Source organism: Aliivibrio sifiae (genome assembly GCF_002954705.1).
Taxonomy (GTDB): domain Bacteria; phylum Pseudomonadota; class Gammaproteobacteria; order Enterobacterales; family Vibrionaceae; genus Aliivibrio; species Aliivibrio sifiae_A.
The window spans coordinates 1,835,030-1,858,736 of record NZ_MSCO01000001.1 but is presented as its reverse complement, the minus strand read 5'-3'; the positions used below and the strand labels follow the sequence as shown (position 1 = coordinate 1,858,736).

The 23,707-nt window shown below is 39.3% G+C and carries 23 protein-coding genes and 5 tRNA genes; 15 read left to right on the top strand and 13 right to left on the bottom strand.

All coding sequences use genetic code 11. The features are described 5' to 3' along the window. Positions 1-40: 40 nt before the first annotated feature. Positions 41-187, bottom strand: coding sequence for a hypothetical protein (locus BTO22_RS19940; protein ID WP_181044580.1), 147 nt, complete (start codon positions 185-187; stop codon positions 41-43). On the opposite strand from BTO22_RS19940, the gene BTO22_RS08205 reads away from it, so the two are divergent. The 6 genes from BTO22_RS08205 to menE all read left to right on the top strand — a co-directional run bounded on the left by BTO22_RS08205 (position 180) and on the right by menE (position 7,322). Then, positions 180-1,502, top strand: coding sequence for an isochorismate synthase (locus BTO22_RS08205; protein WP_105055070.1), 1,323 nt, complete (start codon positions 180-182; stop codon positions 1,500-1,502). The two genes, BTO22_RS19940 and BTO22_RS08205, sit on opposite strands and share 8 nt — an antisense overlap. Further along, entirely contained in the window at positions 1,499-3,232 is a 1,734-nt protein-coding gene (gene menD, locus BTO22_RS08200; RefSeq protein WP_105055069.1) for a 2-succinyl-5-enolpyruvyl-6-hydroxy-3-cyclohexene-1-carboxylic-acid synthase, read from the top strand. Before BTO22_RS08205 ends, menD begins: the two co-directional genes overlap by 4 nt. Continuing rightward, positions 3,216-4,010: a 2-succinyl-6-hydroxy-2,4-cyclohexadiene-1-carboxylate synthase gene (gene menH, locus BTO22_RS08195; protein WP_105055068.1), complete on the top strand. Its 795-nt coding sequence runs from the start codon at positions 3,216-3,218 to the stop codon at positions 4,008-4,010. The genes menD and menH overlap by 17 nt, the downstream gene beginning before the upstream one ends. A gap of 5 nt (positions 4,011-4,015) precedes the next feature. Then, complete coding sequence (gene menB / locus BTO22_RS08190) at positions 4,016-4,882, top strand: 1,4-dihydroxy-2-naphthoyl-CoA synthase (protein ID WP_045102455.1); 867 nt, start codon at positions 4,016-4,018, stop codon at positions 4,880-4,882. Between the two features lie 77 nt (positions 4,883-4,959). Continuing rightward, entirely contained in the window at positions 4,960-5,934 is a 975-nt protein-coding gene (menC, locus tag BTO22_RS08185; RefSeq protein ID WP_105055067.1) for an o-succinylbenzoate synthase, read from the top strand. Beyond that, complete coding sequence (gene menE / locus BTO22_RS08180) at positions 5,922-7,322, top strand: o-succinylbenzoate--CoA ligase (protein ID WP_105055066.1); 1,401 nt, start codon at positions 5,922-5,924, stop codon at positions 7,320-7,322. Before menC ends, menE begins: the two co-directional genes overlap by 13 nt. On the opposite strand, the gene BTO22_RS08175 is transcribed toward menE, so the two are convergent. Further along, positions 7,302-9,170 (bottom strand): MFS transporter, encoded by a 1,869-nt coding sequence (locus tag BTO22_RS08175; protein ID WP_105055065.1) that lies wholly within the window; start codon positions 9,168-9,170, stop codon positions 7,302-7,304. The two genes, menE and BTO22_RS08175, sit on opposite strands and share 21 nt — an antisense overlap. Positions 9,171-9,193: 23 nt before the next feature. Then, complete coding sequence (locus BTO22_RS08170; protein WP_105055064.1) at positions 9,194-9,793, bottom strand: TetR/AcrR family transcriptional regulator; 600 nt, start codon at positions 9,791-9,793, stop codon at positions 9,194-9,196. Positions 9,794-10,016: 223 nt separating this feature from the next. On the opposite strand from BTO22_RS08170, the gene BTO22_RS08165 reads away from it, so the two are divergent. After that, a complete protein-coding gene (locus BTO22_RS08165; RefSeq protein WP_105055063.1) occupies positions 10,017-10,910 on the top strand; it encodes a Tim44 domain-containing protein in 894 nt (297 codons plus the stop codon). 146 nt (positions 10,911-11,056) lie between these two features. After that, positions 11,057-11,287 carry a TIGR02647 family protein gene (locus BTO22_RS08160; RefSeq protein ID WP_060991377.1) on the top strand — a complete coding sequence of 77 codons (231 nt, stop codon included), beginning with the start codon at positions 11,057-11,059 and terminating at the stop codon, positions 11,285-11,287. A 16-nt stretch (positions 11,288-11,303) separates the two neighbouring features. Here the strand turns inward: BTO22_RS08160 and BTO22_RS08155 are convergent, their stop codons facing one another. Beyond that, positions 11,304-11,555 carry a YkgJ family cysteine cluster protein gene (locus tag BTO22_RS08155; protein ID WP_045102448.1) on the bottom strand — a complete coding sequence of 84 codons (252 nt, stop codon included), beginning with the start codon at positions 11,553-11,555 and terminating at the stop codon, positions 11,304-11,306. 162 nt (positions 11,556-11,717) lie between these two features. On the opposite strand from BTO22_RS08155, the gene BTO22_RS08150 reads away from it, so the two are divergent. From BTO22_RS08150 to BTO22_RS08130, 5 genes are all read left to right on the top strand, one after another. After that, on the top strand, positions 11,718-12,158 hold the full coding sequence (locus BTO22_RS08150; RefSeq protein ID WP_105055581.1) for a YcgN family cysteine cluster protein: 441 nt from the start codon (positions 11,718-11,720) through the stop codon (positions 12,156-12,158). Beyond that, positions 12,158-12,457, top strand: coding sequence for a hypothetical protein (locus tag BTO22_RS08145; protein WP_105055062.1), 300 nt, complete (start codon positions 12,158-12,160; stop codon positions 12,455-12,457). Before BTO22_RS08150 ends, BTO22_RS08145 begins: the two co-directional genes overlap by 1 nt. 269 nt (positions 12,458-12,726) lie before the next feature. After that, positions 12,727-13,566 (top strand): 2OG-Fe(II) oxygenase family protein, encoded by an 840-nt coding sequence (locus BTO22_RS08140; RefSeq protein WP_105055061.1) that lies wholly within the window; start codon positions 12,727-12,729, stop codon positions 13,564-13,566. Between the two features lie 171 nt (positions 13,567-13,737). Continuing rightward, positions 13,738-14,229 (top strand): GNAT family N-acetyltransferase, encoded by a 492-nt coding sequence (locus BTO22_RS08135; RefSeq protein ID WP_105055060.1) that lies wholly within the window; start codon positions 13,738-13,740, stop codon positions 14,227-14,229. An 88-nt stretch (positions 14,230-14,317) separates the two neighbouring features. Beyond that, positions 14,318-15,133, top strand: a complete 816-nt coding sequence (locus BTO22_RS08130) for a 5'-methylthioadenosine/S-adenosylhomocysteine nucleosidase (protein WP_105055059.1) — start codon at positions 14,318-14,320, stop codon at positions 15,131-15,133. A 47-nt stretch (positions 15,134-15,180) separates the two neighbouring features. On the opposite strand, the gene BTO22_RS08125 is transcribed toward BTO22_RS08130, so the two are convergent. The 8 genes from BTO22_RS08125 to BTO22_RS08090 form a co-directional block, all read right to left on the bottom strand. Next, positions 15,181-15,271, bottom strand: a tRNA-Ser gene (locus BTO22_RS08125). Positions 15,272-15,393: 122 nt separating this feature from the next. Beyond that, positions 15,394-16,101, bottom strand: coding sequence for a carbonic anhydrase (locus BTO22_RS08120; protein ID WP_105055058.1), 708 nt, complete (start codon positions 16,099-16,101; stop codon positions 15,394-15,396). A 312-nt stretch (positions 16,102-16,413) separates the two neighbouring features. Next, positions 16,414-16,490: transfer RNA gene (locus BTO22_RS08115), tRNA-Asp, on the bottom strand. Between the two features lie 38 nt (positions 16,491-16,528). Continuing rightward, a tRNA-Ser gene (locus tag BTO22_RS08110) sits at positions 16,529-16,619 on the bottom strand. A 260-nt stretch (positions 16,620-16,879) separates the two neighbouring features. Then, positions 16,880-16,956 (bottom strand) — tRNA-Asp (locus BTO22_RS08105). A gap of 38 nt (positions 16,957-16,994) precedes the next feature. Next, positions 16,995-17,085: transfer RNA gene (locus BTO22_RS08100), tRNA-Ser, on the bottom strand. 204 nt (positions 17,086-17,289) lie between these two features. Then, entirely contained in the window at positions 17,290-19,098 is a 1,809-nt protein-coding gene (locus tag BTO22_RS08095) for a DUF3413 domain-containing protein (protein WP_105055057.1), read from the bottom strand. A 19-nt stretch (positions 19,099-19,117) separates the two neighbouring features. Then, positions 19,118-19,345, bottom strand: coding sequence for a YejL family protein (locus tag BTO22_RS08090; RefSeq protein ID WP_060991367.1), 228 nt, complete (start codon positions 19,343-19,345; stop codon positions 19,118-19,120). A 76-nt stretch (positions 19,346-19,421) separates the two neighbouring features. Between BTO22_RS08090 and yejK the strand changes: the two genes are divergently transcribed. Both yejK and BTO22_RS08080 read left to right on the top strand, forming a co-directional pair. Beyond that, positions 19,422-20,438: a nucleoid-associated protein YejK gene (yejK, locus tag BTO22_RS08085; protein WP_181044619.1), complete on the top strand. Its 1,017-nt coding sequence runs from the start codon at positions 19,422-19,424 to the stop codon at positions 20,436-20,438. A 142-nt stretch (positions 20,439-20,580) separates the two neighbouring features. Next, on the top strand, positions 20,581-21,786 hold the full coding sequence (locus BTO22_RS08080) for a chemotaxis protein (RefSeq protein ID WP_105055055.1): 1,206 nt from the start codon (positions 20,581-20,583) through the stop codon (positions 21,784-21,786). A 95-nt stretch (positions 21,787-21,881) separates the two neighbouring features. Here the strand turns inward: BTO22_RS08080 and nhaC are convergent, their stop codons facing one another. Beyond that, positions 21,882-23,318, bottom strand: a complete 1,437-nt coding sequence (nhaC, locus tag BTO22_RS08075; RefSeq protein WP_105055054.1) for a Na+/H+ antiporter NhaC — start codon at positions 23,316-23,318, stop codon at positions 21,882-21,884. Positions 23,319-23,707 lie beyond the last annotated feature (389 nt).

Sequence of the window (23,707 nt, the reverse complement as noted above, 5' to 3'; positions counted from 1 at the left end):
ATTTTCACAAAAAATAAAAATTTGATAAGAGTTTTATTTTTTATACATACAATTGATGTGAATTATTTTTTATTTTGTCACCTTTTGCTAGAATCACCAGTTCATACAAGGAAATAACAAGCAATTCCGCTTGTGCAATACGGTGCCATGATGGCTGAAAACGATCAAGAGAGGTTAATTTGTCCACTTTTCAAAATGCCATTGAATCGATTCGTCATCAAATAGCGCAGGCAACGTCATCTCATACGATCTGTCTTGAGTTAGATTGGTCTGTTGGTGATCAACTGATTGATTGGCTTGAAGCTCAACCTGTTTACCCTAAATTTTATTGGCAGTCTCGTGATGGCAAAGAGGAAGTCGCGGTATTAGGCCAAGTAAAAACATTTACAGACCCAAGTGCAGCACAACAAGTATTAGCTCCACAACAGCGCATTTGGGGAGGACGTTCGTTTGATGGTCGTACCGAGCGTAATCGTCGTTGCATGTCATCATTCTTCTTTTTGCCGCAAGTTGAGATCTCACGTTTAGCGTCATCATGGCAGATCATGGTGAACTTATCAGAAGACAATAGTCGCTTACTATCGACATTAAATAAATTATCTGAGAGTTTTATCTCGTTGTCTGAATTACATTGTCGAGTGACACAACGTATCAATACGCCAGAAAAAGCGGATTGGACCAATATGGTCAATAAAGCACTGACGGCCATTTTAAATAAACAGTTTGAGAAGGTAGTGCTAGCACGAAAAACGACACTGACGTTAGATCAAAATTTATCTTCTGCGCAGTTTTTGAAAGCCAGTCGTAAAGCAAATAGTCACAGTTTCCATTTTATGATGGCATTAGACAGTGAACACTGCTTCATTGGCTCAACACCAGAGCGCCTATATGTACGTAATGGTTATGCACTAAAAACTGAAGCGCTAGCAGGAACTATTGGTCGTGGGCATGACGAAGAAGAAGATAATCAATTAGCGTCATGGTTAATTTCAGATAAGAAAAACCAATATGAAAACCGCCTGGTGGTGGATGACATTGTTAATCGATTATCTAAGTTTAGCTTGTCTATGAATGTGGCTGAAACATCTGAGCTAGTGAAACTGCGTAAAGTTCAACATTTAAAACGCCCAATCTCTGCTGAAATAAACAGTGATTGTAGTGATTCACAATTGCTTGATAATTTGCAGCCCACAGCGGCTATCGCAGGATTACCTCGAATGTCAGCATTGGACTTTATTATTGATAATGAACCTTTTGCCCGCGGTTGGTACAGCGGTGCCGTTGGTTTTTTAAGTCAACAACGCAGTGAATTTTGTGTTGCGATTAGAAGCGCATTAGTGATGGGAAATAAATTACATTTGTTTGCTGGCGCAGGGATTGTTCCTGGTTCTGAGCCAAGCAGCGAATGGGAAGAGTTAGATAGAAAAACATCCACGTTATGTACCTTATTAGAATCTGATATTTCTATAAATTCAGATATCACGGAGTCGCAAGTCGCATGATGCAACCAGAGCAGCAAATAATGCTAAACCAAGTTTGGGCTGAGTTGATTATTGAAGAGTTAGTTCGAAATGGAGTGAAGCATATTTGTATTGCTCCGGGATCTCGCTCAACCCCATTAACACTTGCTGCTTCAGAGCACGTACATTTATCTATTCATACACATTTTGATGAGCGAGGGTTGGGTTTTTTAGCGCTTGGTATTGCCAAAGCCTCAAATGAAGCGGTTGCTGTTATTGTTACTTCTGGAACAGCTGTCGCTAATTTATTGCCTTCTGTCGCGGAGTCGGGTCTAACAAAAGAAAAACTGGTGTTGCTTACTGCTGACAGACCGGTTGAGTTAATTAATTGTGGTGCAAACCAAGCAATCAATCAGCAAAGTATATTTACATCTCATGTTTGTCATTCTCTACAATTGCCTTCACCAAGTCTTAATGTTCCTGCACAATGGTTATTAAGTCGACTTGATCAAGCGTGCTTTACACAGCAACAACAGGGTGGGGCTATTCATATTAACTGTCCTTTTCCTGAACCGTTTTATGGTAAAAAAGACGAAGATCTTCTACGTGATTATCTTGCACCTATTCAAGCGTGGAAAGCAGCATTCTCTCCTTATATTGAACAACCGACCTATTCTTCAAATGTGACCGTATCACCTCAATGGATGAAAGTGGCACAAAAGAAAGGGATGGTTATTATTGGTAAAGTGACGTTAGAAGAAGCACAAGCGGCTGCGGCATTAGCAAAAGAGCTAGGTTGGCCAGTGTTGTCAGATCCACAATCAGGTTATTACTCATCGTGGGCTCATTACGATTTGTGGCTGCAAAATCAGGCATGTGCAGAGCTGCTTGCTGATGTGGAGTGCGTATTGCAATTTGGAGCTCGTTTAGTTTCTAAACGCTTAGCTGCATGGTTAGAAAAATACCAACAAGATTATTACTTGATTGACCCACACGCAGAATTACTCGATGCAAGTTATCATTCTCATGTACGTTATCGTGCAGAGATCACGATATGGTGTCAGGTACATACCCAAAGTTTAGAGGAGCGAGGTTGTTTCTTTGATCACGCACCATTATTGGAGTGGAGTGAGTCACTTAAAGTTGCTTCACAAAATGCGCTCACGTTAGCGCGTTCAATGGTTTGTCATAGTGAAACATTATCAGAATTAAGTTTTGCGCTTAGCATAGGCCAAAAAGCTGAATCGTGTGATTGGTTTATAGGTAATAGCTTAATTGTTCGATTGTTAGATATGGTTGGAGAATTAAACCAGCAACATACCTATACCAATCGTGGCGCCTCAGGTATTGATGGATTAATCGCAACCGCAGTGGGTGTTCAACGAGCAAATCAAAACCCTTTATTGGCTTTAGTCGGTGATACCTCATTGCTATACGATTTGAATTCATTAGCATTACTAAAGCAAGCAACGGCTCCCGTTGTACTGATTGTAATGAATAATGATGGTGGCGGTATTTTTGATTTATTGCCTGTTGATGAGAAGAAAAAAGATGACTTCTATCGTATGCCGCATCAGTTAGAGTTTAGCCATGCCGCAGAGATGTTTAGTTTGAACTACCATAGGCCAGAAACACTAACTTGTGCTATGTCTATGATAAATGAGGGCCTTAAAGAGGGGCTTCATTTAGTTGAAATTAACACACCATCGGGCCAAGTTGGTGAAGAGCTAACTCGTTTATTCCAAACGATTAAACATGCCACTTTATTCTAAATTAAGTGTGCCAAAAGAAAATACGACGCAATCTTGTGTCGTATTTTTGCATGGGTTATTAGGGTCAACTCAAGATTGGGATGAGGTTGCTTCTGTTATTGCTCAATCATATCCTGTGTTATTGATTGATTTACCCGGGCATGGGCTGAGTCAATCAATAGTATTGGATGAAATTTTAGGATTTGAGCAAACATGCCAATTTATTGTTGAATCATTGCAGCAAACACCGTATCAATCGTTTGTTTTTGTTGGTTACTCTTTAGGTGGGCGAGTGGCTATGTATTTGAGTTCGTACTTTGAATTGCCGTCATCAATTTCTCTTTGTGGTTTATGTATTGAAGGTGGCAATTTTGGTTTGCGCTCAGAGAAAGATAAACGAGCTCGACTTAATCACGATATTCAATGGGCAGAACGATTTGAGCAACAACCCATTGCTGATGTTTTAGACACTTGGTATCAACAAAAAGTATTTTCTTCACTAAACCCTGAGCAAAAACAAGTTTTAGTCACTAAAAGAAGTGATAACCTTGGTCACTCAATTGGAATGATGTTGAGATCGACGTCACTGGCTAAGCAACCGTACTTGCTTGATGCTTTACATCGTAGCACCATTCCTATGCTTTATATTTGCGGCGAAGCAGATAACAAATTTCAACACTTGGCTGAGCAAAGTCAATTAACGTATCAAATCATTGCTCAGGCGGGTCATAACGCTCATGTGGAACAGCCCGAACGCTTTACACATGTACTTAATACATTCTTACAACAATGGAAATAAAACCCATGGCAAGAACTGTTGGCATTTCAGAACAAGAACTTTACGCTCCAGTAGATTGGACAGACTGCACCGCTCAATACGAAGACATTCAATATCATAAATCGGCTGACGGCATTGCGAAAATCACTATCGCACGTCCACAAGTACGTAACGCCTTCCGTCCTGGTACGGTTAAAGAGATGATTGATGCATTAGCTGATGCTCGTTATGACGAGAAAGTTGGCGTTATTATTCTTACCGGTTTAGGTGAAGACGCGTTCTGTTCAGGTGGAGATCAGAAGATCCGTGGCGATTACGGTGGTTACCGCGATGACAGTGGTACACACCACTTAAACGTATTGGATTTCCAGCGTCAAATTCGTACTTGTCCAAAACCAGTTATTGCTGCTGTTGCTGGCTATGCTGTTGGTGGTGGTCACGTTTTACATATGATGTGTGACTTAACTATTGCAGCAGAGAATGCACAATTTGGTCAAACAGGCCCTAAAGTAGGATCTTTTGATGGTGGTTGGGGCGCTTCTTACATGGCTCGTATCGTTGGTCAAAAGAAAGCGCGTGAGATCTGGTTCCTTTGTCGTTTTTATGATGCTCAAGAAGCATTGGACATGGGCCTAGTAAACACGGTTGTTCCTGTTGCTGATTTAGAGAAAGAAACGGTTCGTTGGTGCCGTGAAACACTGCAACATAGCCCAATGGCACTACGTTGTCTAAAAGCAGCATTAAATGCAGATTGTGATGGTCAAGCGGGTCTTCAAGAGTTGGCGGGTAACGCGACAATGATGTTCTACATGACTGAAGAAGGTCAAGAAGGCCGTAACGCATTTAATGAAAAGCGCCGTCCTGATTTCGACAAATTTCCTCGTAATCCATAAGCGATACGATCACTTATCTTCATAAGTTTAAGAGGCTCGGTTGAGTCTCTTTTTTCTTTTATTGGTTGGAGTAACAGATGAAAACAGCCAAGATATATCAGTACCAACTCCCTATGGACAGTGGAGTTATCCTTCGTGAACAACGTCTTCAGCAACGAGATGGATTGGTTATTGAACTAAGTGATGGAGCACGCTTTGGTAAAGGGGAAATAGCTCCTCTGCCTGAATTTAATCAAGAAACCTTAGAACAAGCACGTGAAGACCTACAGTCAGTAACTCAAGCTTGGCTAAATGGTGAAGAGTTAGATCTAGATGCGAACTGTCCATCAGTTGCATTTGGCTTTAGCATGGCACTGTTAGAACTTGAAGGCGGCTTACCACAAGACGGTAACTATCAAGCTGCTCCTTTGTGTTCTGGTGATCCTGATGATTTGGTTGTTAAACTAAATGAGATGAGTGGCCGAAAAATAGCAAAAATTAAAGTCGGGTTATATGAAGCTATTCGTGATGGCATGGTTATTAATATGTTCTTAGAACTGATCCCCGATCTTTCTTTACGCCTTGATGCGAACCGTGGTTGGGCACCGAAAAAAGCAGAGCAGTTTGCTAATTATGTGAATCCACAATTCCGCTCACGTATTGAGTTCTTAGAAGAGCCTTGCCATACACCACAAGAAAGCCTTGAGTTTACTGAAGCTACAGGTATTGCGATAGCTTGGGATGAAACCGTGCGCGATGATGGTTTTGAAGTAACAGCCCAAGACGGCGTGAAAGCAATTGTGATCAAACCAACAATGGTAGGCTCAATTGCTAAATGTATCGAACTTATTGAACAAGCTCATCAGTTGGGAATGCAAGCAGTGATCAGTTCGAGCATTGAATCAAGCTTAGCATTAACGCAGCTTGCACGACTTGCAGCTTGGAAAACGCCTGACACTATCCCAGGATTAGATACGATTGATTTGTTTAAGGCACAATTAGATACCGCATGGCCTAATTGTACATTACCAATGATTACTTTATCAGAGCTTAACGTCGTATGGGAAAACTGATCTCACCACTCTTCACAACATGGCCTTGGATTAAATGGGGTGAAGAGCGTGAACTAGAAATCGCGCTTCGTGATGGAGCTAACGTATGGACATGGTCTGAAGTACTAACGCAGATTAACCGTTATGCTAATGGCTTATTACAACAAGGCGTTAAACGTGATGATGTCGTTGTTAGCGTCGCTAAAAATAGCATTGAGCTGATTTGGCTGCAGCTTGCGTCGATTCGTATTGGAGCTCATTTTTCAGCGATCAACCCCAAAACGCCAACAAAACAATTGCATCAACTTGTAACGAGTATTTCAGCGAAACATATTTGGTTTGGCGAGGATCAAGAAACTATTTCAGGCACGTGGCATCATCTGCAATTAATTAATGCGGACTATGGTGTTATTGCAACGACATGGCAACCAGCTCGTTTAGCCACATTGACCTTTACATCAGGTTCTATTGGTTTACCAAAAGCGGTTGCTCATAGTGCAAGCAATCACCTACATTCAGCGTCTGGATTATTAAGTTGGATGCCGTTTGATACTTCTGATTCGTGGTTGTTGTCATTGCCGTTATTTCATATATCAGGCTTAGCGATTGTGTGGCGTTGGTTACTTTGTGGTGCGACATTAGTGATGCCTTCCGAAGATGGATTATTGAATGACTTGTCTGGGGTCACTCATGCCTCATTAGTTCCAACACAATTGCAGCGTATTCTTGCTAGTAGTGACGCATCTCGTCTGGCTTTAAAGCGTGTTTTACTTGGTGGCTCTGTTATTCCAACCGAGCTAACGGATAGAGCTAAAGAAAATGGTATTGAGTGTTGGTTGGGCTACGGTATGACAGAGATGTCTTCCACAGTGACAGCCAAGTTGGCAGATGGTCTATCTGGCGTTGGCCATGTACTTCCTTATCGTGAATTACGTATCGAAAAAGGGGAAGTATTGGTTCGAGGTGAGGCCTTAGCATTAGGTTATTACCGTTCGGCTGGGGTTATGAGTATTACCAATGAAGATGGTTGGTATCAAAGTAATGATCTTGGTCATGTTGAAGGGGCAGAACTTCATATTCAGGGCAGAGCTGACAATATGTTTATTTCTGGTGGTGAAAATATTCACCCTGAAAAAATTGAATTAGCGTTGTTAGCACATGATGCTATTGAACAAGTGATCGTTGTTGATGTGTCAGATTACGAATTTGGTCAACGCCCTGTTGCTGTTATTAAAACGACAGAATCGATTAGCCATGACGAACTGCATTCTTTCTTAAAAGAGAAGTTAACTCAGTTTGAGTGTCCAATTCGCTATGAAACTATGCCAGAACATTTACTTGGAACAGGTTTGAAAATTTCCCGTCCACAAGTAAAAGAGTGGGTTAACTCATTGGCAATCACCGCGTAATTGAATTACTTTTTCACGCATTACGCTTGATGTAGCTAGATGTGGTGGTACGGGCTCTCCGGCTACCACTTCTATTTTTGACCAACAGCGACTTGGTCGTTTTAATATCGCTTTCCCACCGTGACGGCTAAAGAAGCTCCCCCATAAACCACATAATGCCATTGGTATTACTGGCACTGGCGAACGTTTCAAAATAATGTCTATCCCTCGTAAAAATGCACCAACTTCACCATTGTGAGTTAATACCCCTTCTGGAAAAATTAACACGATTTCACCGTTAGATAACGCCTGTTCGACATCGAAAAATGCACGACGAATAGAGCCACTTTTTGACGCATTAATAGGAATTACCTTGGTTAGGCGAAAGAAGTATTTAACCAAAGGTAATTCTGCATACTCTTCTTCCATTACAAATCGAATAGGGCGTGGGCACGCGCCACTCAGAATAAAAGCGTCCATATAAGTAATATGGTTACAGACTAATAAAGCGCCGCCTTCTTTTGGTAAGTTCTGTAAACCTTGGTGTTTAACTCGATATAACGTATGCGTGAGTGCCCATAATAAAAAACGAATGACAAAGACAGGTACTTTACAGAATAAAAAGAGTGTGACAACGCCATTTAATGCGGCTAGCAAGATGAAAAACTGAGGAATAGAGAGCTCTAAAACAGACAAGCATACAATCCCTAGAATGGCGCTAGTAACCATAAACAATGCATTATAAATATTATTAGCGGCAATGATTTGTGCACGATGTTTAGCTTCAGGACGTTTTTGAATCAATGTGTATAAGGGAACAATAAATAAACCACCGGAGATCCCTAAAAAGAATAAATTAATAAAAACAGGCCATAAATCAGGGTGGCGCAAAATCGTGATGAAGCCTGTAATATCAACCGGTGATGCTGGTGTATATAAAGAAAGGTTTAGACCGAAGATGGTAATGCCTAGGCAGCCTAAAGGAATAATACCAAGTTCGACTCTGTGTTTGGATAACAGATCACAGCCAAGTGATCCCATTGCAATTCCAATAGAAAATAAAGCTAATAAAACGGTTACCGTAATCGCATTATCATTGAGATGTAAATGTGTAAAGTTTGGGAATTGTGTTAAATAGCTTGCCCCAAGAAACCAAAACCAACTGATCCCCATAATAGAAAGAAATACAGTACGGTCTTGTTTGGCAATGCGGAAAGTTTGTTTTGTTTGTTTAATAGGTTGCCATTTAAAACGTAAATCTGGTGCAAGCGCTTCTGCATAAGGAATTGAACGACTAGCGAGATACCCTAATATAGCAAATAGAACGACGGCACCTGCTGCGATGTATTCTGAATGTTCTTGTGATGTGATAAAACCTGCAGCAATAGTCCCGAATAAAATAGCGAGAAAAGTACCTGTTTCAACCAAGGCATTACCAGAAACGAGTTCTTCGTCTTTTAGTTGTTGAGGAAGAAGGGCGTATTTAACCGGACCAAAAAAGGCAGATTGCGTTCCCATTAAAAACAAAAGAATTAGCAGTAAAGTGTAATTTTGAAGAATAAAAGCAAGAGCACCAAACAGCATAATGATAATTTCAGCTAGCTTTACTTTCCTAATGAACGCTGATTTTTCATATTTATCTGCAAGGATCCCTGCGGGTGCAGAAAAAAGAAAGAAAGGGAGAATAAATAAACCAGCAGCAAGGTTAATAAATAAATTGGAAGAGATGGGTAAACTATCAACACTGGCAAAAGCGACAAATAATAGTAGGGTATTCTTATAAATATTGTCGTTAAATGCACCTAAAGATTGAGTTAAGAAGTAAGGTAAAAAACGACGTTGAGTTAAGAGTTTGGCTTGCTTCGCCATGAAAAATCCCTTTAATTATAAATCTAGTGTTGCTTCCACTGATTAATATAATTCAATAGTAGATTATCAATGAGCAGATGACCATCAATAGGTGTTGATGAAAACAGTAAATCATCTAAGCTTAATAACGTAATTCCGTGAACACTGGCCCAAATAACGCGACTACTTTGTTCTATCTCATTTTGTTCTTTAATTGGATTAATGGTTTTAATTATCTCTTCAAGTACGCCCATCATTTGGCTAATACGGCTCTCTTGCCAATCAGGTAAGGCCTCGCCATTCATATTATGTTGAAATACTAAACGCCAACGATTAGGGTGTTGCTGAGCAAAATCATAATAGCAGTAGGCAATGGCTTTTAATGCTTCTGCAGGTGTAGCGCTGTTTTCGAGCCCTTGATTTACTTGCAACATAATCTCATCTAAGGTTTGAGCAATCGCGCGCAGCAGCAATAAGTTATAACTACCAAAAATATTAACTAACGTACTCGGTACGTAGCCAATGCTTTTTGCCAGTTTTCTTAAGCTAAGTTCGTGATGACTATGCTCACCAAGAAATACCTTTACATTCTCCAAGGCCATGTGGCGTATTTCGTGATGGGTATGGTCGTTTCTGCGAGCCATATAAACCTAATTAGATAATTATGAACAATGTTCTTAATTTTAAATGTATCTGTCGATTCTTCAAGTAAGAGTTTTATCAATTAGGGCACAAAGCACAATGTTGAGAATAAAATAGAAGGTTTTTAACACTCTGAAACATACTCATGTATTTTAATGCTCCCAATATGAAGCGAGGCAGGCTATTATCAGGTCAAATTATTTTAATATAGTAAAGGAATAGACAATGAAACGTCTTCTATCTATTGCTGCCCTAATGTTTGTTTTTGTTCTTTCTGCGCCTCATGCAGAAGCAAAGAAATTTGGTGGTGGTAAATCATTTGGCAAGAGCTTTAAAACAGCGCCAGCGCCAAAACAGAAGCAACAAAATACGAATACGATTGGTAAGCAAGATACGGCTAAGGGCGCATCAAGCAAAAAAGGCTTAATGGGCGGATTACTTGGTGGTCTTCTTATGGGGGGGCTTCTAGCATCAATCTTTGCAGGTGGCGGTTTTGAAGGTATCCAGTTTATGGATATCATCATTATGGCGGGTGTTGCATTTGTTCTGTTTAAGCTTTTCCGTATGTTTATGGCATCGAAAGCAGGCAGCATCAATCAGAGGCAAGGGACCGCATATGCTGGCCCACAAGCCTCTCATAATGAGCCACCAAGCTTCCGTGATAACCAACAGTATTTCCAAGGTGAACAAGCACAATCACAGCCTACAGGTGGTTTTGGTGCTCCAGCTGCTGATGAAGTACCGCACAACTACCCACCAGGTTTTGATCTGCAAGGTTTCATCAACGGTTCTCGTGAGCATTATCGTATTTTGCAAGGTGCATGGAACCATAACCAACTTGAGACGATTCAAGAGTACGTATCAATCAGTCTGTATAATGACTTGGTTCAAGAGCGTGCAAATCTTGAAGGTGCGCAGCACACAGATGTAATGTTTGTTGATGCTGAGGTGGTGCGTGCTGATCATGATGCAAACAGTGCACAGCTAAGTTTGCAGTTCTCTGGTCGTTACCGTGATTCAGTAGAAGGCGTTGAAGAAGCCATTACTGATATCTGGCACTTAGAGCGTGATCTTACACAACCTAATGCACCTTGGTTGATTATTGGTATTCAAGCTTAATTGTTTAAATGCTTAATAATTTGATTAAAAAATATCCTCATAGCGAGTAATCCTATGGGGATTTTTTATAGGTGTGATCTAGCTCTGTTTTAATCTTTTAAAGACAGTCTATGCTGAATTCAGTTAATAAATAAGAGAGATATATTATGCCATTTAATAAAGACATCGTTGAAGAAATGAACCTTCTCAAGCAATTCCCACTAGAAAGCACTCAAGCGGGTTTAAAAGTTCATTCAGACGCAGCACCCGAAGCAATCAAAGCAATGAAGCGTCTTTTCGAGAAAGGTTTGGTAACACAAGAGGACGGTGGCTACTTAACAAGTCACGGTACTGAAATTTCAGAGCAAGTACAAAACGTAGTTCGCGTTTTATCGTAACTTCTATACATAGAAGTTAGAGCGTCATTGACTCGAGTTCAGTGATGGTTTGAATAGCTTGTTCAGGTGTTGACCCACATACATCAGGGCAAGCTTTAAATTGATGACATACCTTTGGGCGTTCAGCCTTGCCAAATAACTTGCATAAGTTCTCATCGTTTAATTGTACACAGCGAACACCAGCTGGCTTTCCATCAGGCATTCCAGGAATAAATGACGTAATACTTGGCGCTATACAGCAAGCACCGCAATATAATCTACATTCCATAACACTATCTCATTGCATATCAATTAAAGGATGCGCAAAATAGCACTCTTCCCCTTTCAGGTCAAAAGAACTCCGGATTCTTATTCGGTGATAAGTAAACCACTTGCACTTTTAGCTCAAGATGGGTATAAAACCGCCTCTTCCCATAACGAGTGTAAAGCAATGATTGAGCAATTTTGGCAACAAAAAAAATTAGAAGAAATGACAGAACAAGAGTGGGAATCTCTTTGTGACGGCTGTGGCAAGTGCTGTCTACACAAGTTAATGGATGAAGATACCGATGAAGTTTACTACACCAACGTTGCGTGTAGCTGGCTGAACAGCAAAACATGTTCATGTAAAGATTACGCTAAACGTTTTACCTCTGGTGAAAACTGCTTAAAACTAAGCCGTGAAAACATCGCAGAATTTAACTGGCTACCAGTGACTTGTGCCTACCGTCTGTTGGCTGAAGACAAAGACATTCCTGAATGGCACCCACTGATCACAGGGTCTAAATCAGCAATGCACGCCGCTGGCGAAAGCGTAAGAAACAAGGTTGTTTATGCGATTGACGTGAAGAATTGGGAAGACCATATTACAAATCACCCTCATAGAAACTAATGATCAACAAACCAAAAACACAAAAACCTGATCGTAAAACTGCGATGCTTAACATCATTGAATTGGTGAAAGCGGATTTTCCATTTGATGCGCCTGAAGCTCAAATATGCGGTGATACGTGTGTGGGTTGCCCACGTAAGTTGATTGAGTTGGTAGAAGGTGAACTGCTGTATTGGGAGTCTTATGTCGAACGTGGAGAAACGCCGAATTTCTCAGAGATCGAAAGCTTTGCCAAACTGTGTAAAAACGTTCGTCGTGGTTTAGTTCGAAATGGAATTTTAGAGCCTCTATCAAGGTAATTCAGTACCGTTAAAATTTAAAAAATTACCCGCTATTGTCAATCGATAGTTGGGTAACCTCCCGCCATAAATATTCTTCTTTTTCTTTTTCTTTTTCTTTTTCTTTTTATTGTTGTTGCTCAGAATAGTTGTGTTTCTATTTGTAAACGAATTGTTGTCTGTTTTTAGACATTAGCGCTTGAGGCTCTGTGTCCATCTTAATACAATTTACCTGCTCATTATAAGAAACACATTATAGAACCCAGTCAGCCAACAATAAGATAATAATTATGAAATTAGAAGCAATTGATTACACTGCTGAGAATGCAGCCGAGTTGTTTGTTAAATCACTGCGTGAGACAGGGTTTGGCGTATTAAAAAATCACCCAATTCAACAAGAGCTTGTGCAAAGCATCTATGACAATTGGTATGAATTCTTTAACAGCGAAGAAAAAGAGAACTTCCAGTTTAATGTTGAAACTCAAGATGGTTTTTTCCCAGCTTCTGTATCAGAAGTAGCGAAAGGCCACACTAAAAAAGACATTAAAGAGTACTACCACTATTACCCAACAGGACAATGTCCTGCTCAGTTAAAAGCGCAAATTCAAGAGTATTATGATAATGCGAATATTCTTGCTGCTGAGTTATTGTCGTGGGTCGAGAAATATTCACCAGAAGACGTTTCTGCGTTGTACTCTCAATCATTGTCTAGCATGGTTGAAAACAGTGATAAAACATTGCTGCGTATATTGCATTACCCACCATTAGAGGGCGATGAAGAACTTGGTGCTATTCGTGCTGGTGCGCATGAAGACATTAATTTATTAACCGTTCTTCCTGCGGCGAATGAACCAGGCCTACAAGTTAAGAGCAAAGAAGGTGATTGGTTAGATGTCCCTTGTGATTTCGGTAATTTAATCATTAATATTGGTGATATGTTACAAGAAGCGTCAGGTGGCTATTACCCATCAACAACGCATCGTGTAATTAACCCAGAAGGTGCAGATAAAACGAAATCTCGTATCTCATTACCGCTGTTTTTGCACCCAAAACCTGAAGTAGTGTTGTCTGAGCGTCATACTGCAAATAGCTATTTAATGGAACGTTTACACGAGCTAGGCGTGATTTAATAAGTAACAGCCGAAGAATCATATGAATAAGCGAGTAATTTGGGTTGCTCGCTTTTTTTTGTCACTGTGATCGAGATTGTTCCTCTATAGCTACTTTGTGGAGAGTGCCGCAATTAGGTATTTATATTTTTCTATAATGAAGAGAGAGAAAGATTAGTGGAGATAAAAGATATGGAATATCGAATTGTTGGCATTGCTAGTGAACATGATAACGATATTTGCTACATCATTAAAAACGTTGGTGTTGAGTTTGGCGCAGTAGGTGAGGGTTTTGGTCCCTCTGATGATGAAGTGTTGGAAATGAGTAAGCATTATAATCCCGCATTTAAGAGTAAATACCTCATTCTTTTACTTGATGGGCGAGTGGTCGGTGGTTGTGGCTTAGCGCCATTTAATGGTAGTGATACGGTCTGTGAGCTACGTAAATTGTTTTTACTACCAGAAGCGCGAGGAAGAGGCTTTGGTAAAACCATAGCAGAAAAAGTGCTAAAATATGGCAAAGAGTTTGGATACACTCAATGCTACTTGGACACTCTTTCAAGTATGAAATCAGCGATTAACTTATATGAAACTCTCGGTTTTAGGAGACTGCTAAAACCGCTTGATGGCTCTGAGCATAATGGCTGTGATGTGTGGATGCTCAAAAAGTTTACAGAGGCATAAATAGCCAAGCAAACGTTTGCTTTTCTTGCTCTTTCCTGTATTATCCGCCAAAATTTTTACTTATAAAAATATTAATTAGGATATATACATGTCATACCTACGCTATTTATTTACTGGTTTATTTGTTTTGCTGTCGTTTTCTGTATCAGCAGCGTCAAAGCCTATCGTTTTGCAAGGCGCGATGGATATTGAAGTTAATTATATGGTAGAGCAGTTAAAAGATGCACAAGAAGTTACTTTTGGGTCTTGGACGTTCTGGACGGGAACAATAGATAATTACCCTGTGATTGTATCTCGAACTGAAGTGGGTATCGCAAATGCTTCTGCATCAACAACATTAGCGATTGAAAAGTTCTCTCCAGAAATGATTGTGAACCAAGGGACTTCAGGAGGACATGATCCTGAGCTTTATCGTGGTGATATCGTATTAGCAACGAAAAGTTTCAACATGGGAGCGAACCGCTCTGAGTCCTCTAAAGAGGAAGAGGGTATTCAGCCTGAGAAATGGAAAAACTTCACCGTAACTATGCGTTTAAGAGAAGAGAATAAATTGGTTGAGCACGATGCGTTTTATTCAGCACCAGAGCTTGTTGAGTTTGCCTATGAAAATGTGAAACACCCAGGGAAAGGAAAAGTCGTGAAAGGCGTGATTGGTACTGCTGATGAGTGGAACCGTGAAGTTGCTAGAATTAATTGGCTGCATAAAACATATCAAACGGCGGCAGAAGAAATGGAAAGTTCATCAGCTGCCCTAGTGGCTGAGGCCTACAAAGTTCCATTCATTGGTATTCGAATCTTATCGAACACGGATTTACATAATCAAGATTTTGACCCAGAGACAGCGGTAACGAATCAAAAGTACGTTATTGACTTTGTGAAGCAGTGGATTGCAGAGCAGAAGTAATAAGCAGATACAAAAAAGCCCCAGCATTTCTGCTAGGGCTTTGAATGTGGTGGAGGGATAGGGATTTGAACCCTAGAACCGCTATTAACGGTTGCCGGTTTTCAAGACCGGTGCTTTCGACCACTCAGCCATCCCTCCGATGCGGTGAATAATAGTGGGAACCGTTCTTCTTGTAAAGGATTCTTTTGAATTAAAAATTCGTTTGCTCTAAATTCGATCATATCGATGAAAGTTAGAGCAAATCTCGTTATGCTTATCGCTTATTTTAAAACAGGACGTGCATTAATCGTTTGTACAGGGCGGTTATTTCCTTCGTACAAGGATTTAAATTGAGCTAATTGTTGCGATGAAATCGTAATTGGATTCTTCATTACAAACCAAGTCACTCCTTCTGTGCATGGTGGTGTTGTTAGTGAGCCATTAAATCGATAATAAGCTTGCTCCTTTGGAAGTAGGTTTGTTAGATTAATTTTAGAATCTAAATCCACTTCTCCCGATTTAGGCATTTTTGACCAAATTTTTGCCAATTCAAGATTTGTTTTCCCTTCTTTAAACATTACACCAACAACTGCGAGATTTCCGTTTTTATCAGAATGGACTAAATGCATCTCTAGTGGAAAAGAATGACCAGCAATGAGGTTTTCACTTGGGGTATGGAAATGCAACTGAAGGAGATTAAATATTTTACCTTCTATTTCTATCGATTGTTTACCATCAAAATTCACTTGCACTGTATGCCCGTTATTGACGATGTTTTTCCCAGCTTGGGCATAGTTAAATACGATAGGACTTAATGTGCTTTCAATCGCACCAGTAATATCTATAGGAGATTGGTTAACACCTGTCTGACAGGTTCCATGCCAGTGCTCAGGAGCAGTTTTACCAGAGTAACTCCATTCAAAAGCAGAAACAAAGCAACTAGCAGATAGAGCGGTTAAAGCCGTTAACGTAGTAATTATCTTTTTCATGGAACTTAGGTCCTTATTATTTTTATTAATGAAGAGACAGGCTAGTACAGATGATCATGAGATTAAAACGCTTTGAATTAAATTTAGACAGCTACTTCCATTTATATGAAACGGCTTGAGAATTTGTTTTACTTTTAAAGCATTATTGATTGGAATTAAGCAATTTTCAAAACTCAGACTCTATCTGAGTTTTGAAAGTGGTGGAGGGGGGATTTGAATTCTAAGGTTAGCCATTAAATGCAGATATCGATGAGAACTCATATTCAACAGATACAAAAAAGCCTCGTCATTTCTGACAAGGCTTCGTTGTATTGGCGGAGCGGACGGGACTCGAACCCGCGACCCCCGGCGTGACAGGCCGGTATTCTAACCAACTGAACTACCGCTCCAATTTTTAAAACCCAGACTCTATCTGAATTTTGAAAAGTGGTGGAGGGATAGGGATTTGAACCCTAGAACCGCTATTAACGGTTGCCGGTTTTCAAGACCGGTGCTTTCGACCACTCAGCCATCCCTCCAATGCCGAGTATAATATGCTGAACTACTTTTATTGTAAAGTACTAATTTTAAAAAAGATTCCGTTTGATTTAATTTTAAACAATTTGAGGGTATTTAAAGCAATATTGAAGGTTTGATTATTGAGTTCCCTTAAACTGGATAAATATAGGCTGGGAATAATGGGTATCTAGTTAGATATGACCAATGGATTAGTAGAGAGGGAGCTCATATTCGACAGATACAAAAAATCCTCGTCATTTCTGACAAGGCTTCGTTGTATTGGCGGAGCGGACGGGACTCGAACCCGCGACCCCCGGCGTGACAGGCCGGTATTCTAACCAACTGAACTACCGCTCCAATTTTTAAAACCCAGACTCTATCTGAATTTTGAAAAGTGGTGGAGGGATAGGGATTTGAACCCTAGAACCGCTATTAACGGTTGCCGGTTTTCAAGACCGGTGCTTTCGACCACTCAGCCATCCCTCCAGTGCGGTGAATAATAGTAATATCCTTACTTCTTGTAAAGCATAAAATGCAAAAAAGTGTTTGGTTGCGCTATTTTTGCGCATTATGTTCTATTTTTAACTTAATTAAGCTGTTTTTCTATATAAAACAGTCGTTATTTAATAGCTAATTTTTTATTACTGACATAAAAAATCCCTTTGCTAAGAAAGGGATTTTAAAGATTACTTATTTTTTCGGATGATAAAATCGTTTTAACTCGGAGATGCCTTGCATCAATAAGGAGAGTTTTGGTTTTTCATCAGTAAGTCGATTGTAGTTTTCATCATATACTTTGTAATTACCAAATGTATCGATAACAACAGTGTTTGTATTTGTTATTAAAGCGATATTCTTTCTATCCCCAGCTAATAACCAGCTACGATCATTGTCTTGGGTAAATAAGTTTAAGCCACTGCTGTAACTTTCTGATGGTGTCGTTGTTTTTAAGAATGACTCCATTAGCGTTGGTGCTAAATCTAAATGACTTGAACGTGTTGTGATTAATTCTGGCTCTACGTCAGGCCAATGAATGAGCATAGGTACTCGTAATTGATATTGGCTAAAGTTTGTACTTGAACCCCAACTATTTGTTTTGGTCTCATCAAATTCCATTCCGTGATTTGAGGTAATAATCACGATGGTTTTTTCCCAATCAGGAGACTGTTTTAGTGCTCTTAATACACTCTTTAGTTGTTGGTCTGTTTTCTGTACCGCTTTACGGTAATTAATTTCAAATGCACTTTGGTCTGAATTTTCTGTAGAGATAGGGCTAGTTGCATCGTATTCAGAAACAGAGGTTAGTTCTAAGTAACTAAACCAAGGAGTGTCAGGCGTTTGTGCTTTAAACCAATCATTCCATTGGTTAATAGCTTTTGTGTCAGACATCTTTTCTTTAGCGTCACTTAGCTCACCTTTAGTAAAGATGATTTGTTTATATAATGAAGAGTTGAAATCATCACCGCTGAATAACCCAAATGAGTAATTACGGTTATGTAATTCAGCTAAAATAGGAGATTCAATATTTGAATTTCTAAAATTATCAACGTAATTCCCAGGAAGGCCATAGAAAAGACCAAATAGGCTTGTTGGGTTATTACTTGCACTATAATGATTGTTGTAATTTACGTTGTTCTGCGCAAAGCGGGTTAGGTTGGGCGTATCTATATGATTTAATGTATCAGCACGAAGACTATCGATCATGATGATTTGTAAATTATAACCCGTTTGTTTTGTTTTAAATTTAATCGGCTCTAACGGATAACGCATTGCTTCTTGAGCTCCGCCAGTACCTTCTTCTTGAATTTGTTTTGCTAGTGCTTCGCGATCAATAAATCCATGCTTTTCTAAAAACGAACGTGCGGTCATTGGATATGATAGTGGGAAAGTTGCACGTTGAGCAGTTACGGGGCCATAAGCAGAAGCATCTGCCCATGTATGAATTAAATGGCTGCCAATAAAAGCAACAGAAAATAGAAGAGCAAAAGGACGACCTACATGTTTATGAGCTAATTTACGTAGCTTATTCCAAACCCATTCAGATAGAGAAAGTTGAAGTAGGAAAATCACGGGAACGACAATGAATAAATATTGCCATTGTGTATTTAAATTTGATTTATCGTTGTTTAAAAGCATATCCCAAACCAGAGGCGTGATATGCAAATGAAGATTTTGATATGCGTAGGTATCAAGAAGTAATAATGTCATACCTGCTGTAGCAATAATGACACTTAACACCCGCATTAAGCGTTGGGATGGCGTAATAAAGGTTAAAGGAAATAAAACCAGAATATAAAAGCCAAAGACTAGGAAGCCAAAATGACCTATCCAGTTTAAAACCAGATAGGTCTGACCTAGTAGCGTTTCAGGCCATGGAGATTGCGATATATAACGTGTGCCAATAAGCATTGCAGCAATGATATTGAAAAAGCTGAACCAGTGGCCCCAAGTTATTAACTTAGAGACTTTGTCGCCGTAAGTATTTCCGCTATCAACCATGGTAATTGAATTCTCGCTCTTAGTGAGTTTTTGGTGTATCTAATGAGCTAAGCAGTGCTTGAGCAAATTTTTCAGCGATGATTTTACGCTGTTCTGCTGGCACTTCTTGGTTTAGTACATTCGTTGCAATGTTACCAACCAACATTAGAGATAGATCTGCTGGTGCGCGATGTTTATCTAGTACATCGACCATCTCTGTTAACATTTGTTCAATTTGTTTGTTGCTGTATTTAGAAGTAATAGCCATAAGTCTTTTCAGTTAATGATAGTGAAAGCGGCTTATGATAACCTACTATGTACGTCAACTAAAAACCTTTTCTATTATGAGTTTAACCCTTTCAAACGTAATTTTACATAAATTAGTAAAAAATGAGCAAGATGAACTCGAAGTTTGTCTACGAAATCAAACTCTTGACAACGAAGAGTTCACTGAAGCTCTAGTTTCAGAGCTACATCGTGTCTTTAACTCTAAAGCAGGTAAAGGCTTTGGTGTTTTCAAGACTGAGAGTGAGTTTGGCCATTGGCTAGGATCTGTTCGTAAGAATGAAACACCCTTCTTAGAATTCAGTAATAAATCGGCTGAAAAATTAAAATCAGAATTGATTAAATATCCGTTTGCTGAAGAAGGTATCTTAGTGATTGCTGAGTACCGCTCGTTAGCAACAGAATATTTGTTTGTTGCTGTTCTACCATCAAATGAAAGCATGAAGGTTACGGAGCAACTAGATATTAGTTCGACTGATTACCTTGATATTGCAAAAATGGATATTGCGGCTCGTATTGATTTATCAACGTGGGAAACGGATTCAGATTCAAATCGCTACCTTACGTTTATTAAGGGGCGTGTAGGTCGTAAAGTCTCTGATTTCTTCTTAGATTTTTTACAAGCAGATGTTGGTATGGATACAAAGGTTCAAAACCAAGTATTGATGCAAGCAGTAGAAGACTTCTGTGCTGATGAGCGTTTAGAAAAAGACGAAAAGCAACAATATCGTAAGCAAGTATATGATTACTGTAATGGTCAATTACAAGCGGGTGAAGAGCTAACGGTAAAAGAATTATCGGGTGAGTTACCAACGTCTGAATCTGGTTCTAATTTCTACCAGTTTGCTGAAGAGCAAGGTTATGAGTTAGAAGAATCTTTCCCTGTTGACCGTACAGCATTACGTAAGTTAACGAAATTTGTTGGCGCTGGTGGTGGCTTGTCATTGAATTTTGATGCGATGCTACTAGGTGAACGTGTGTTCTATGATCCAGAAACCGACACTTTGACGATTAAAGGCACGCCACCAAACCTTAAAGATCAATTAATACGACGTCTAGGTTCTTCTGAATCATAACTCGTACTTATTAGTGTAAAAATAAAGCTGTTAATTTATGTATAATTGACGGTTTGTTCTCAAATATTTGAGAACTTGATTTTTGCAAAATGATACCCTATCTATCCTTTAATTATAAAATTCTAGCTAGGTAGGGTTGTTCATGAAACACACCTCTAAATTTTTTTCGTCTAAACTACTTTCTGTTGCTCTTTCCCTCTTTTTACTTAATGGCTGCTCTTTACTTGAATTAAAAATTGAGTCTCAAGCGGTTCCATTAACTACGACAGAGTTAAACACTCGGATTTTAACCCGTGGGTACAGTAAACATTTTTTTAGTGAGGTCGAAGCGGCAGCAGATGAGATCGCATTAACGTACCCAAAAGACGATGTTTTACATCAATCTTATGTTTTGCTGTGGAAAATAAATGCAGAAGAAGGGTTGCAACGAGCGGCATATCAAGTCTCTCCTCAAATTGCCTTAATTGATTCGTGGGTTTTTGCGGCACAGATGGAGCAGTTTTTCTCCGTAGGTGGGAAAGGAGCTGCATTATTTGAAAGCGATGCGGATTTTAAAGCCAGTCAACTTTTGCATGAGGATATTAAAGCTTTGGCAGAAAAGCTGCTATCGAAATCTGAATTTAATGAAGCTCAAGAATTTATTACTGACTTTGTGTCGAAAAATCAGTTTGAAAGTTTAATGATGCGTAGAACTCCTGCATTAAAGGCGTGGTTAGCTCACCAAAACATTGATGAATCAGAAGCGGTGGCAACCTTAGGCACTATGCCTGAAGCGTTAGGTGATGTGTCAGACCGTTTAGGTTTAGTTTCTGAGCAGACTCCGAAAATCATGACATGGAAAGCACAGCTGATTGCATTGAATAGTAATGTGAATGGTAATGACATTAATAAAACCATGGAAAGTTTGCGCCATACATCGGAATCATTCCAAGATTTTGTTAAAAATAATCCTGAGTATATGCAAAACTTAGCAGAGCAAATGAGCTTGCAACTGCAGCCATTGCTTGATGACTTGGATATGAAAACCGATGATAAATTAAACCAGCTTAGTGCAGAACGTGTGGCTTTAGAGGCTATGGTCGCAAGAGAACGTGAAGAGTTGGTGAATATGGTCGAGAGAGAACGTAAAGCAATTGCGATTATTGTTTCTCAAGAGCGAGAGAAGTTTACTCAAGATCTCGATAAAGTGTCTCAAGATGTTTTAACGCTTGCCATGGATAAGGTTATAGATTTAATTAAAAGTACCATTATTTACTTTATCTTATTCATCTTAGCGATCTTCTTTGCACCTTTGGGCTTAGGTTACTTCCTAGGCAAACGAGCAGCAATAAAGAAAACGACTGTATAGATATTGGTTGTAAGGTTTAGATATAAAAAGCCCGAGGTTGAATAATCAACCTCGGGCTTTTTTTAGATACGCGATTTAGAATAGAACAGTATGAGTTACGCTGTTTTTGTTTCTACAGCAATAGCTTCATCTGTTTCTTCTACTGTGATAGTTGGTTCGCATTTATCAACAAACCAGCCCATGTAAGACGTTACAATCGTTACGATAATACATACGAAGCTTAACCACATGAATGGTGCGTAAGACAGTGTTGCAACACCAAGGATACTGGCCATATAAATACCGTTATCACTCCATGGAACCATACCTGAAGTTAACGTGCCACCGAACTCTGCGTTACGAGAAAGGTTTTTACGTTTGTAACCTAAGCGGTCGTAGTTTTTCGCACAAATCTTTGGAGTAAGGATAAGTGATACGTACATTGCTGAACCAAAGATGTTACCAAAGAAAGCGGTAGCAATAGTACTTGTCGCTAGTGAACCTGGACCTTGAACGCGTTTTTCGAAAAGTTTAGCAACTGTTTCTAATACGCCAACTTTATCTAGTAGGCCACCAAAACCTAAACCAAAGACGATAACAGCAACAGAGCCAAGCATTGAAGACATACCGCCACGGTTGAGTATTGCATCAATGAAATCAACACCAGATGAAATAGAGAATGGAGCCCATGCAGTATTAAATGCAGTTAAGAAATCGATATCTTGAACCATTACCGCCCAGATAATACCTAAAAGAGAACCAAAGCTAATTACAGGGAAAGAAGGCATACGCATAGCCAGTAAACCAAGAACAATTACCACTGGAACAAATGAGAATGGAGAAATAACAAATTGCTCTTCCATTGCAAGGATAACTGAGTCTACTTGGCTCATATCAACGTTACCTGCAAAGTGGAAACCAAATGCAGTGAACATGATACCAGTAATGATATAGCTGATAAGTGCAACTGGAAGCATACCTTTGATATGTTCCATCACCTCAACACCAGACATAGAAGAAGCAAGAATTACTGAGTCTGATAGTGGAGACATTTTATCGCCAAAGTAACAACCAGAAAGGATAGCACCGGCAGTAATCGGGGCAGGAACACCAAGACCTTGACCAATTCCCATCATCGCAATACCCGCAGTACCCGCAGCACCCCAAGAAGTACCGGTTGCTAATGCCGTTAATGAACAGATGATCATCGTTGCAAGAAGGAAGATCGATGGGTGAATTGCTTTTAAACCATAGTAAATAATGGTTGGAACAATACCGCCAGAAATCCAAGTACCTACCAAAGCACCTACAGCCAAGAGAATTAATACTGCTCCTAGTCCGTTGGAGATGCCATTTAGAGCTGCTTTTTCTAAAGATTTGTAATCATGACCTAACTTGATACCAAGAGTAATGATAATGAACCAACCAATATAAAGTGCTAATTGGATAGGTAAATCAAGTTGTGCCGTGAAAGAAAAGGCAAGAAGTAGAAATAGCCCTAAAGATATAATTACCTGTGTTATCGAAGGTAACTTTGTCGTTGCTTGCTTCATGTATAAAGCCTCTTTTTTGTATGCATGAATAAAATTCATACGATAAGGGATTGTGTTTTCTAAACGAGGTGCACTTTACCTTATGATCAACAATAGATCGATTAAGTATGGCTTATTTGTGATTCTTATCTCTAGGGCTGTTAATTTGATGGGTTTAAAGTAATTAAATGGTTAAATTTTTTATTTAAAATTGATAATGTTTGAATTTAATCCGAAAGTAATGTTTTTATTTTATATTGTGAATATAGTGTTGTTGTGATTTTGTTTTTCATTAATGCCCTATATTTTGGAGTAATCGTTGGCTTTTGTTGTTATCTGTGAACTTTTATGAAGTGTAACGAAATGTTTTTATAACCAAATGTTATTTTTTGGCACTTTAATTTAATTTC

What these genes read in the sequence shown, in the direction of transcription:
- BTO22_RS08120 (WP_105055058.1), bottom strand. Translation starts at nt 16,101, where the DNA reads ATGAAAAAGATAATTACTACGTTAACGGCTTTAACCGCTCTATCTGCT.
- BTO22_RS08080 (WP_105055055.1), top strand. Translation starts at nt 20,581, where the DNA reads ATGAAACACACCTCTAAATTTTTTTCGTCTAAACTACTTTCTGTTGCT.
- menH (WP_105055068.1), top strand. Translation starts at nt 3,216, where the DNA reads ATGCCACTTTATTCTAAATTAAGTGTGCCAAAAGAAAATACGACGCAA.
- BTO22_RS08145 (WP_105055062.1), top strand. Translation starts at nt 12,158, where the DNA reads ATGATCAACAAACCAAAAACACAAAAACCTGATCGTAAAACTGCGATG.
- nhaC (WP_105055054.1), bottom strand. Translation starts at nt 23,318, where the DNA reads ATGAAGCAAGCAACGACAAAGTTACCTTCGATAACACAGGTAATTATA.
- BTO22_RS08135 (WP_105055060.1), top strand. Translation starts at nt 13,738, where the DNA reads ATGGAATATCGAATTGTTGGCATTGCTAGTGAACATGATAACGATATT.
- menE (WP_105055066.1), top strand. Translation starts at nt 5,922, where the DNA reads ATGGGAAAACTGATCTCACCACTCTTCACAACATGGCCTTGGATTAAA.
- BTO22_RS08170 (WP_105055064.1), bottom strand. Translation starts at nt 9,793, where the DNA reads ATGGCTCGCAGAAACGACCATACCCATCACGAAATACGCCACATGGCC.
- menB (WP_045102455.1), top strand. Translation starts at nt 4,016, where the DNA reads ATGGCAAGAACTGTTGGCATTTCAGAACAAGAACTTTACGCTCCAGTA.
- BTO22_RS08165 (WP_105055063.1), top strand. Translation starts at nt 10,017, where the DNA reads ATGAAACGTCTTCTATCTATTGCTGCCCTAATGTTTGTTTTTGTTCTT.
- yejK (WP_181044619.1), top strand. Translation starts at nt 19,422, where the DNA reads ATGAGTTTAACCCTTTCAAACGTAATTTTACATAAATTAGTAAAAAAT.
- menD (WP_105055069.1), top strand. Translation starts at nt 1,499, where the DNA reads ATGATGCAACCAGAGCAGCAAATAATGCTAAACCAAGTTTGGGCTGAG.
- BTO22_RS08175 (WP_105055065.1), bottom strand. Translation starts at nt 9,170, where the DNA reads ATGGCGAAGCAAGCCAAACTCTTAACTCAACGTCGTTTTTTACCTTAC.
- BTO22_RS08150 (WP_105055581.1), top strand. Translation starts at nt 11,718, where the DNA reads ATGATTGAGCAATTTTGGCAACAAAAAAAATTAGAAGAAATGACAGAA.
- BTO22_RS08130 (WP_105055059.1), top strand. Translation starts at nt 14,318, where the DNA reads ATGTCATACCTACGCTATTTATTTACTGGTTTATTTGTTTTGCTGTCG.
- BTO22_RS08095 (WP_105055057.1), bottom strand. Translation starts at nt 19,098, where the DNA reads ATGGTTGATAGCGGAAATACTTACGGCGACAAAGTCTCTAAGTTAATA.
- BTO22_RS08090 (WP_060991367.1), bottom strand. Translation starts at nt 19,345, where the DNA reads ATGGCTATTACTTCTAAATACAGCAACAAACAAATTGAACAAATGTTA.
- menC (WP_105055067.1), top strand. Translation starts at nt 4,960, where the DNA reads ATGAAAACAGCCAAGATATATCAGTACCAACTCCCTATGGACAGTGGA.
- BTO22_RS08140 (WP_105055061.1), top strand. Translation starts at nt 12,727, where the DNA reads ATGAAATTAGAAGCAATTGATTACACTGCTGAGAATGCAGCCGAGTTG.
- BTO22_RS08160 (WP_060991377.1), top strand. Translation starts at nt 11,057, where the DNA reads ATGCCATTTAATAAAGACATCGTTGAAGAAATGAACCTTCTCAAGCAA.
- BTO22_RS08155 (WP_045102448.1), bottom strand. Translation starts at nt 11,555, where the DNA reads ATGGAATGTAGATTATATTGCGGTGCTTGCTGTATAGCGCCAAGTATT.